This is a genomic window from Microcystis sp. M_OC_Ca_00000000_C217Col (assembly GCF_007095585.1).
Taxonomy (GTDB): Bacteria; Cyanobacteriota; Cyanobacteriia; order Cyanobacteriales; family Microcystaceae; genus Microcystis; species Microcystis panniformis.
In genome coordinates this window covers 1-7,358 of sequence record NZ_SFBV01000309.1, presented here as the reverse complement: position 1 = coordinate 7,358, position 7,358 = coordinate 1, and the positions used below count along the sequence as shown (strand labels likewise).

The 7,358-nt window shown below is 39.3% G+C and carries 10 protein-coding genes; 3 read left to right on the top strand and 7 right to left on the bottom strand.

The genetic code is table 11. The features are described 5' to 3' along the window. Positions 1-79: 79 nt before the first annotated feature. The 4 genes from EWV66_RS19715 to EWV66_RS19700 all read right to left on the bottom strand — a co-directional run bounded on the left by EWV66_RS19715 (position 80) and on the right by EWV66_RS19700 (position 2,174). Positions 80-259, bottom strand: a complete 180-nt coding sequence (locus EWV66_RS19715) for a hypothetical protein (protein WP_287116025.1) — start codon at positions 257-259, stop codon at positions 80-82. Between the two features lie 52 nt (positions 260-311). Then, positions 312-545 (bottom strand): photosystem I reaction center subunit IV, encoded by a 234-nt coding sequence (locus tag EWV66_RS19710; protein WP_002767446.1) that lies wholly within the window; start codon positions 543-545, stop codon positions 312-314. Between the two features lie 75 nt (positions 546-620). Beyond that, positions 621-1,250 carry a DUF6391 domain-containing protein gene (locus EWV66_RS19705; RefSeq protein WP_052276072.1) on the bottom strand — a complete coding sequence of 210 codons (630 nt, stop codon included), beginning with the start codon at positions 1,248-1,250 and terminating at the stop codon, positions 621-623. Between the two features lie 222 nt (positions 1,251-1,472). After that, the gene (locus EWV66_RS19700; protein ID WP_052276071.1) at positions 1,473-2,174 is read right to left on the bottom strand and encodes a 16S rRNA (uracil(1498)-N(3))-methyltransferase; all 702 of its coding nucleotides are present in this window, start codon (positions 2,172-2,174) and stop codon (positions 1,473-1,475) included. Between the two features lie 315 nt (positions 2,175-2,489). Between EWV66_RS19700 and EWV66_RS19695 the strand changes: the two genes are divergently transcribed. The 3 genes from EWV66_RS19695 to EWV66_RS19685 all read left to right on the top strand — a co-directional run bounded on the left by EWV66_RS19695 (position 2,490) and on the right by EWV66_RS19685 (position 5,292). Then, complete coding sequence (locus EWV66_RS19695; RefSeq protein ID WP_167341540.1) at positions 2,490-2,660, top strand: hypothetical protein; 171 nt, start codon at positions 2,490-2,492, stop codon at positions 2,658-2,660. A gap of 284 nt (positions 2,661-2,944) precedes the next feature. Then, the gene (locus EWV66_RS19690; RefSeq protein ID WP_287107214.1) at positions 2,945-4,885 is read left to right on the top strand and encodes an AAA family ATPase; all 1,941 of its coding nucleotides are present in this window, start codon (positions 2,945-2,947) and stop codon (positions 4,883-4,885) included. Further along, positions 4,885-5,292: a hypothetical protein gene (locus EWV66_RS19685; RefSeq protein WP_052276069.1), complete on the top strand. Its 408-nt coding sequence runs from the start codon at positions 4,885-4,887 to the stop codon at positions 5,290-5,292. Before EWV66_RS19690 ends, EWV66_RS19685 begins: the two co-directional genes overlap by 1 nt. 42 nt (positions 5,293-5,334) lie before the next feature. Here EWV66_RS19685 and EWV66_RS19680 read toward each other — a convergent pair whose 3' ends face one another. Genes EWV66_RS19680 through EWV66_RS19670 form a run of 3 tightly spaced genes read right to left on the bottom strand, consistent with a single transcriptional unit; the run spans position 5,335 to position 6,772 of the window. Beyond that, positions 5,335-5,586 (bottom strand): hypothetical protein, encoded by a 252-nt coding sequence (locus EWV66_RS19680; RefSeq protein ID WP_002760725.1) that lies wholly within the window; start codon positions 5,584-5,586, stop codon positions 5,335-5,337. 4 nt (positions 5,587-5,590) lie between these two features. Beyond that, entirely contained in the window at positions 5,591-6,349 is a 759-nt protein-coding gene (locus EWV66_RS19675) for a hypothetical protein (protein WP_052276068.1), read from the bottom strand. A gap of 30 nt (positions 6,350-6,379) precedes the next feature. Continuing rightward, the gene (locus EWV66_RS19670; RefSeq protein WP_002767460.1) at positions 6,380-6,772 is read right to left on the bottom strand and encodes a Mo-dependent nitrogenase C-terminal domain-containing protein; all 393 of its coding nucleotides are present in this window, start codon (positions 6,770-6,772) and stop codon (positions 6,380-6,382) included. Positions 6,773-7,358 lie beyond the last annotated feature (586 nt).

Here is a 7,358-nt window from a genome sequence, read left to right as displayed (position 1 = left end):
ATAATCGATTACTTTTTTTCTCAAGTCTAGGCTATAAGACATTTTTCTGTATGGGTTGCTCGTTTCCCTTTATTTTACCTTATTTTTCCCTCGTCTCACACTTATTTGAAACTGATAACTGATAACTGATAACTGATAACTGATAACTGATAACTGATAACTGATAACTGATAACTGATAACTGATAACTGATAACTGATAACTGATAACTGATAACTGATAACTGACAACTGATAGCTATAAAAAAACCGACCAACAAGAGAGAATTCCCGTCAGTCAGTCGGTGATGATAGGCCGAATTTTACTCAGCTTTATTTCTTAGCGGGGGCAGCCTTAACGAGTTCCAATTCACTTTCAGCGAAGTTATTGGTATTCAGTCCACCGGCGCTACCACTAAAACCGTGGTAGTTAACAGTGTTAAAACGGACGATAACGGGATAGAGGATACCACTTTTGTCAACACTGGCTACGGTTCCTACATCGTTGTACCAGTAAGACTCTTTACGTTTGATTCTAACTTTGGCTCCGCGTTCGATTCCTGGCATAGGTGTTTTTTTTTAGGGTTTAGTTAACAGGTTACAATCAGAGCGAGTTTGCCGAAAGGGTTTTTACTTTAAGTTTTATTGCAAATCTTGCCACTCCACTGCCACGAAATGCCCCGAACGTCCCCATAGGTCTGCCTTTGGGGCAATGTTAACGATTGTTAAGTTAAAGGGAATGGCCGTGGTCAGGTATTTTTGGGCCGACATTCCCACATCCGGCCCGATTTGAAAAGCGGTGGCGGTGGCTAAACCTAAGCCTAATAACTGAGAAATCGGACCTCTGGGTAAGAGAAGATGAGTTCCTAAGGCTAAGCCGGCGGTTAAGGCTAAAGTTACCGATAAATTGGTGCCACAACGCGGATGTAATGCCAATTGCCCCTCGCCATTTTTGAGACGATGGAGTGCCTGTTTGGCGGCGATTCGCAGTTCATTTGTATTAATCTGTCCGTAGAGATAAAAACCCCTATCGGTGGACAGTCCCCCCAGGGCCTCGTTATCCGCAGGGGAGCGGTCAAAAGGCGATTGACGACGGGCAGCCATTTCGCTTAATACCCAGACGGTGGCGTGTTCCAAGGCGTGAACCTGTCGCAGGGTGAGAAATTCTTTGAAACCGGGGATAAAGCCGATTTGTGCCAGTAAATCGCTGTCTTGCTGGGGCGAAGGGTTAAACCAGTCAAAAGAGGGGTTAGAAGGGCTACTAGAGGTCATAAAGTTGCGCTAGGGGGAGTTTTTTCGAGGAATATGAGGGTGCTATCGGGTTGCAAGGCGGTGTCCCAGTCGGTGTCTTGAATGGGAATTGACCAGGGTGGTTTCGACAAAAAGGGGAGAATCTGACCACCAGGGAACTGCTGCTAGTTCTTGCTTTAGGTAAGAAGCGAAAGGATTCCAGTTATCTCGATTGCTGGTCTTGGTCATAGAAACTATAGTCAATTAGCTGTCTAAATAGGCGTTAATGATAGCAAGAGCCACTAAGGGAGCGGTAATTGTTCTCAAAATGCGTTTTCCCAGTGATACAGGCACAAAATCAGCAGCGATCGCTTGTTCTATTTCTGTCTCCGTCCATCCCCCTTCAGGTCCAATGGCCATGGTTATCTCGGTTGATGTTTGTAATTGAGAAAGTAGCGGGGCCACTGTTCTACGGGTAACACCAATATAACAAGTTGTCTGTGGGTTAGCTCCCCGCTTAAGGATGGCTAAAAATGGCTGTGGTTCTTCGATAATGGGAATAATCTGTCTTTCTGATTGTTCTACAGCTTCCCGGGCAATTTTTCGCCAACGGTCAATTTTTTGAGGACTAGGATTGACTAAACCGCGTTCTGTCAGCAGCGGGATAATCCGATAAACTCCTAATTCGGTGGCAGCGCGAACGATATCATCAAAGCCATTTTTGGGAATTGCTACCATTAAATTCACTTGTACTGGTAGTTCGGTGGTTTCGTTTATCGCTTCTAAAAGATGGGCCGAATTATCAATTATTTCCGCTAACCACGCTTGTCCTTGTCCATTTAGGGCAATAAAATGGTCATGGGATTTTAAACGAACAACTTTTTTAAGATAATGACTTTGTTCGGGTGTTAAGGCAATTAACCCGTTTTCTAGGGTGTTAAAATCAAGAAGAAGACGGTAATACAAGGCGGTTTAGTCTATATTGCTATTGTGTTCAGAATCACTGTCAGCTATCTATTTTAGCTTTTATGGTGTTTTTGTATAAGGTTGAGAGTAGATTAGCTTATAGCAGTTATCTTAATGGTGAAGTACGAAGTTTTCCTTTTGGGTAGTCGGTCGTCAATACCAAATTAGGTTATACTTCATATTTACGCTTAAGGCTGTAAGTTACTATGGTCTTACCTACTCAGATCTGTTATAAAATTTATCATCATCAAGGTATCTCTTTGCCAATAGGAATTAAGACTTGACAATCCCCACTACCCAACCCACAAAAAATTCATGGACATAACTGCTAAAATTGAAGAACTGGCACAAAAATATGAGATACCTCCCCAACTGCTAAAGGAAGCGATGGTTTTAGAAGTAGCAAAAATTACTCTAAAAAATCGGCGGCTATCACCTAAAATTGTCAAACTTATCGAAAAATATACCGACTCCCCACAATCATAAATTTTATAGATATCTTGCATAATTTATTTTTGGTAAGTAGGGAGGCACAATTATTTGTAGGATGGGTTAGCGGTAGCGTAACATAATCGGGCGTTGGGTTTCATGCTTCAACCCAACCTACGTTCATCTTAAATTTCACCCAACCACTTAGTTTAAAAACGACAAAATTAAATATTAAGTCGCATAAAATATCTAAATAAACCATTCTTAATTTTCCTGATTACTGACTACTGGCTACTGACTCCTAACCAACCACAAAATTTTTGATTTTTACAAGAGTTATTATGACTTTGAGACTGAAACAAATTCGCTTAACTAATTGGAAATGTTATCCTAGTCAAAATATTACTTTTAACCTGCATCCCGACAGAAAAATTCAGATTATCTTCGGTAATAATGGCCACGGTAAAACTTCTCTGATGACAGGGATTTTATGGTGTCTCTATGGGGTAGATATTGTATCTAAAGAGACTCTGAAAACCTATTTTTATCGAGGTAAGGATGATTCTTCACCGGCAATAGAAATGCGGGTAGAATTAAATTTTACTAGAAACGAGAAAAATTACTTTATCAGTCGCACAGCGAAATTAAACGTTAATGGTAGCACTTCTTATCCCAGCGTAGAGGAAGCATTATTTTATGAAGATGGAACCATGAGAAGTAACTCTAGGGAATATATCGAAGCATTGCTTCCTAAATCTATTCGAGATTTTTTCTGTTTTGATGGCTCAAAAATAGAACAATATACCCAGATAACTCAAACTAAAGCAGCAAAAGAAGCAATTGAAAAAGTTTTGGGTATCCCGGAATTAAGAAATCTACGCAATGATACAGAAAAAGCCTTACAAGAATTAGAAAACCGTTTAAATAAAGCAGAGGGAACCAGTCAAATTTTTAAAGATAAGCTGCAACAATTGCGAGAATTAGAAGAAGAAATTGCTTTTCAACAAGGTCAGCTTAAAAATGCCAAAGATAGCGAAAAAGATGCTATAATTATCTACCAAGTCGCTCAAGAAAAAGCCGCTCAGATTGAAAGTTTACGAGAAAAGTTAGAGGAAATTCATAACTTAGAGAAAAAGCGTATCGGTTTACAAACTGAGTTAAATAACCTGCAAAATTCTATTGATTCTTGGTTAAAAAAAGCTGCGATACCTTTGCTGATTAACTTTGTGCAGGAAATGACCTATGATTTGCAAGTTACTAGCTTAAAAAGCACTTATAAAACTAATTCTACAGCAATTTTTAAAGCAATACTTGACGAGGAAAGCTGTCTATGTGGTCGTTGTTTAGATAAAAATTCTCGTGACTTTATCCTTGAAAAAATTGCCGAACTAGAGTCCTTAGAAGTGGACAATGTCACCAGAATAGAAAAAGACCAACTTAGAATTGATTTACAGGGAATCATCCGAGATAATGCCAAATTTAGCAATTATAGTCAATTGCTTTTACAAAGAGATCATTTAGAAGAAGAAATCGAAGAAATTAATCAACATATTAAACAGCTAAAACAGGAAACCACGGGAATAAATCAAGACTCGGTGAGGGAGATTTGGCGAAAAGTTGGCGAATCAGAACGAAAAGTTAAGGAGATTGAAGAAAAGATCGAACGCTTACAAAAGGAAATTGAAATCAAAGAAAATAAATTAGAAAATTTACGCAAAGAAGTGGAAATTTTAGCTAGTGAAAATCAGACCACATTGATGTTATCTAATCAGGTTAAAATGGCCAGAGGTTTAAAAAATGCCACTAACGAATTAATCGAATGGCATATCGATAATTCCCAAAAAATGATTAATCAAGTAACCAGAGATCGCTATTTACAAATAACCAACAAACCGGAGGAATATAGAGGAGTAGAAATTACTCCCGAATACAGTTTAGGAGTCCGTACTATCACAGGAAAATTATTAAATCCCGATGTCTTAAGTGCGGGAGAAAAGGAAGCTTTAGCTTTTGCTTTTATCACCGGTTTAAATCAAATAACCGATACTTGTGTTCCCCTAATTATGGATACACCTTTTGGTCATTTAGACAAAGAACATCAAAAAAATATTATTAACTCTCTTCCTAATTTAAACTCCCAAGTGATTATTTTAGCCACGGATCGCGATCTTCCCGATCCACTTTTAAATCTGCTGCTTCCCTACACTACTGATATATTCAAAATACACCGTTTAGCTGCCGATGAAGATGCTTCCGTGATTGAAGTGATGGAGAGTTACTAATGCAGAGAATCGATCCCAGTTTGAAGATTTATGCCTCGGAAACTTCCAGAAATTATCTACAGGTACTAAAAGATAATAAAACCTTTGAGCGCATGGTAGATGCCTATTTATTTGCGGCTGCTTTTGCCATTAAACAAGACTTCAGTATCTACGGAATCAATCTCAGCAATCGACAAGATTTAATTAATATTAGCCAAATCGATCCGGAAGTTATTTTAGCTTTAACCGCAGGAATTTATATTATCTGTAAAAAGAATTCCTATCCTCAACCCAGGGACGGTAAAGAATTTTTAGATAAGATCTGTCAATACGCAGAAGTGGGATTAAGGGAATTAAAAGAACGCTGGCAAGGCAAAGTCAGCAATCAAATTCAAGCTGATATTGAGAGAATTATCAATAATCTCTAAAATTCTCCCTATCTAACTATCTTTTTTAGGGATAACGACAAATTAGATTCTTTCCACACTGCCAAAAAAGACGGGTTCCACGCGAATAGCAATGACACTAGCCGGACGTAAAACCATATATTCCCCTTGGATATTTCTGATCGGAACATTGATAAAATCCTGAGAATCGGCTTTCGGAACTAATTCATTACTGTACCACTTTTGAAATTCTTGGATGGTCAAAAAACGGACTTCCTCGCGATGTCCACTGCTTAAGAACAAATGTACAGCGTACTCGTCAGCTTTTCTACTCATTTTTTTAACTAATCAGATTGAATTTTTGTAATAAAGTTGCCATTAAAGGCGGGAAAGTGAGACGCAATTCGCTCAGATCCGAGAAAATCAATTTTTGGTAGCTTGGCAGGTCAAAAGCTAGTTTACCCTTTAATTCCGCTCGATTTTGATAGGTTAACAGAATTTGTCCGCCCTGTTTACAAGCGATCGCATAACCTAATTCTACACCCACTAGGGGACTGGGCAGTAATTCCGTTTCCTTTTGGCTAATCGCCGTAGCATCAGCAATAAATAATAAACTTTTGCGAATTTGGCGTAATTGACTATCACTCAATCTAGTGACATTGCCCTCAGTTCGAGGCGTTTCTACCATATTTAAGGGCAAACGGGAGCGTTTATTGAGATTTTCGACGGTTTCGGTCAAAACTGTTTTTAAAGCGGTGCTAGAGTCCTTAAATTGGCTTTGGGAGCTAAAATAAATGACGGGATCTAGCCAAGTGCTGAGGTCTTGTTTAGTAAAGTAAATTTCTTGAGAAATCAGGTCAATATTCGAGATGACGTAACCGCCACTACCTTCGAGGTAAAATTCCACCCTTTCCCCTTCTAGATAGCGTTGGAACCAGACAGAACCCTGTATTGTCAGACTATCATCGAGAAAATCGGCTCTTAAACCCGATTTTAAGAGACTATTGCGACTTAAGCGCAAGTCGTGGGGACGTTTGACAACCTCGCGGATAGGTTCGTATTTGTCCAGATACCAAGCTTTCAGAGCGATGATGGCCATAGGTGTGGCGATTAAAGACACTCTCCCATTTTAGCAGTAAGCACCGATATCCTCTCCACATTCATCGGCCAGGTAAGAAAGAGCGCGAAATCTTAACATCATCAGGTTTTCGTAGAGGGGATTTAGCTTGCAAAGGGGCGGAATCTCTAGAATTGTCCAGCTAAATAGGGTAATTTTCCGGGCAAAGGGACATTGAGCCGGAATTAGACGACAAATCCTGTGAGCTAGTGCAGGCGTATTGATTTCTAGGCGATCAATTCGTTGCCGCAGGGGTTGCCATAAATCCCATTTTGGTTGCGGTGACGGGTTTTTCCGATTGCCTTTCGACCAAGGGGCGATCCAATTAGAGACAATTATTTTATTTGTGGTATAATCTGATACATCAGCATCGGCCATAGCTTTATCTTCAATTGATTGAGTCATAAGGTTCTATCTGAGATTACGACAGGGCGAACAATCTTTCCCGAAAATCCCCTAGGACGTTCGGACATTTGACCGCTTTAACGATAACATCTCTGGGATAAAATTACTCGTTAAGACTACACAGTAACGCTAGGGCTGCGGAGAGGCAATTTGAACGTTTGTACTAACTTGCCATCTCCGAGTTATCACCTGAAAGCTAATAGGCAACAGACGACAATAAGATAACGTCACGAGTGAGTTTAACTAGATTAATCTCTAAGCTTCGCCCAAAGATATTGGCTCTGATTAGAGCTATTTCTAGGTTAGCAAAAACTCAGATTTTTTCACGTCAGCATAGTACACTTTTTCTGGGTATAAAATATCACCCAGTTTTTGTCAAAGATACGCAATCCAAGCTGTGGGGTGTGGGGTGTAGGGTGTGGGAATTATGAATTATCAATTATCAATTATGAATTGGGTAGTTTTTTGCTGATAACTGATAACTGATAACTGATAACTGATAACTGATAACTGATAACTGATAACTGATAACTGATAACTGATAACTGATAACTGATAACTGATAACTGATAACTGATAACTGATA

Coding starts and splice junctions, on each gene's coding strand:
- EWV66_RS19710 (WP_002767446.1), bottom strand. CDS start 545: ATGCCAGGAATCGAACGCGGAGCCAAAGTTAGAATCAAACGTAAAGAG.
- EWV66_RS19705 (WP_052276072.1), bottom strand. CDS start 1,250: ATGACCTCTAGTAGCCCTTCTAACCCCTCTTTTGACTGGTTTAACCCT.
- EWV66_RS19695 (WP_167341540.1), top strand. CDS start 2,490: ATGGACATAACTGCTAAAATTGAAGAACTGGCACAAAAATATGAGATA.
- EWV66_RS19690 (WP_287107214.1), top strand. CDS start 2,945: ATGACTTTGAGACTGAAACAAATTCGCTTAACTAATTGGAAATGTTAT.
- EWV66_RS19685 (WP_052276069.1), top strand. CDS start 4,885: ATGCAGAGAATCGATCCCAGTTTGAAGATTTATGCCTCGGAAACTTCC.
- EWV66_RS19680 (WP_002760725.1), bottom strand. CDS start 5,586: ATGAGTAGAAAAGCTGACGAGTACGCTGTACATTTGTTCTTAAGCAGT.
- EWV66_RS19675 (WP_052276068.1), bottom strand. CDS start 6,349: ATGGCCATCATCGCTCTGAAAGCTTGGTATCTGGACAAATACGAACCT.
- EWV66_RS19670 (WP_002767460.1), bottom strand. CDS start 6,772: ATGACTCAATCAATTGAAGATAAAGCTATGGCCGATGCTGATGTATCA.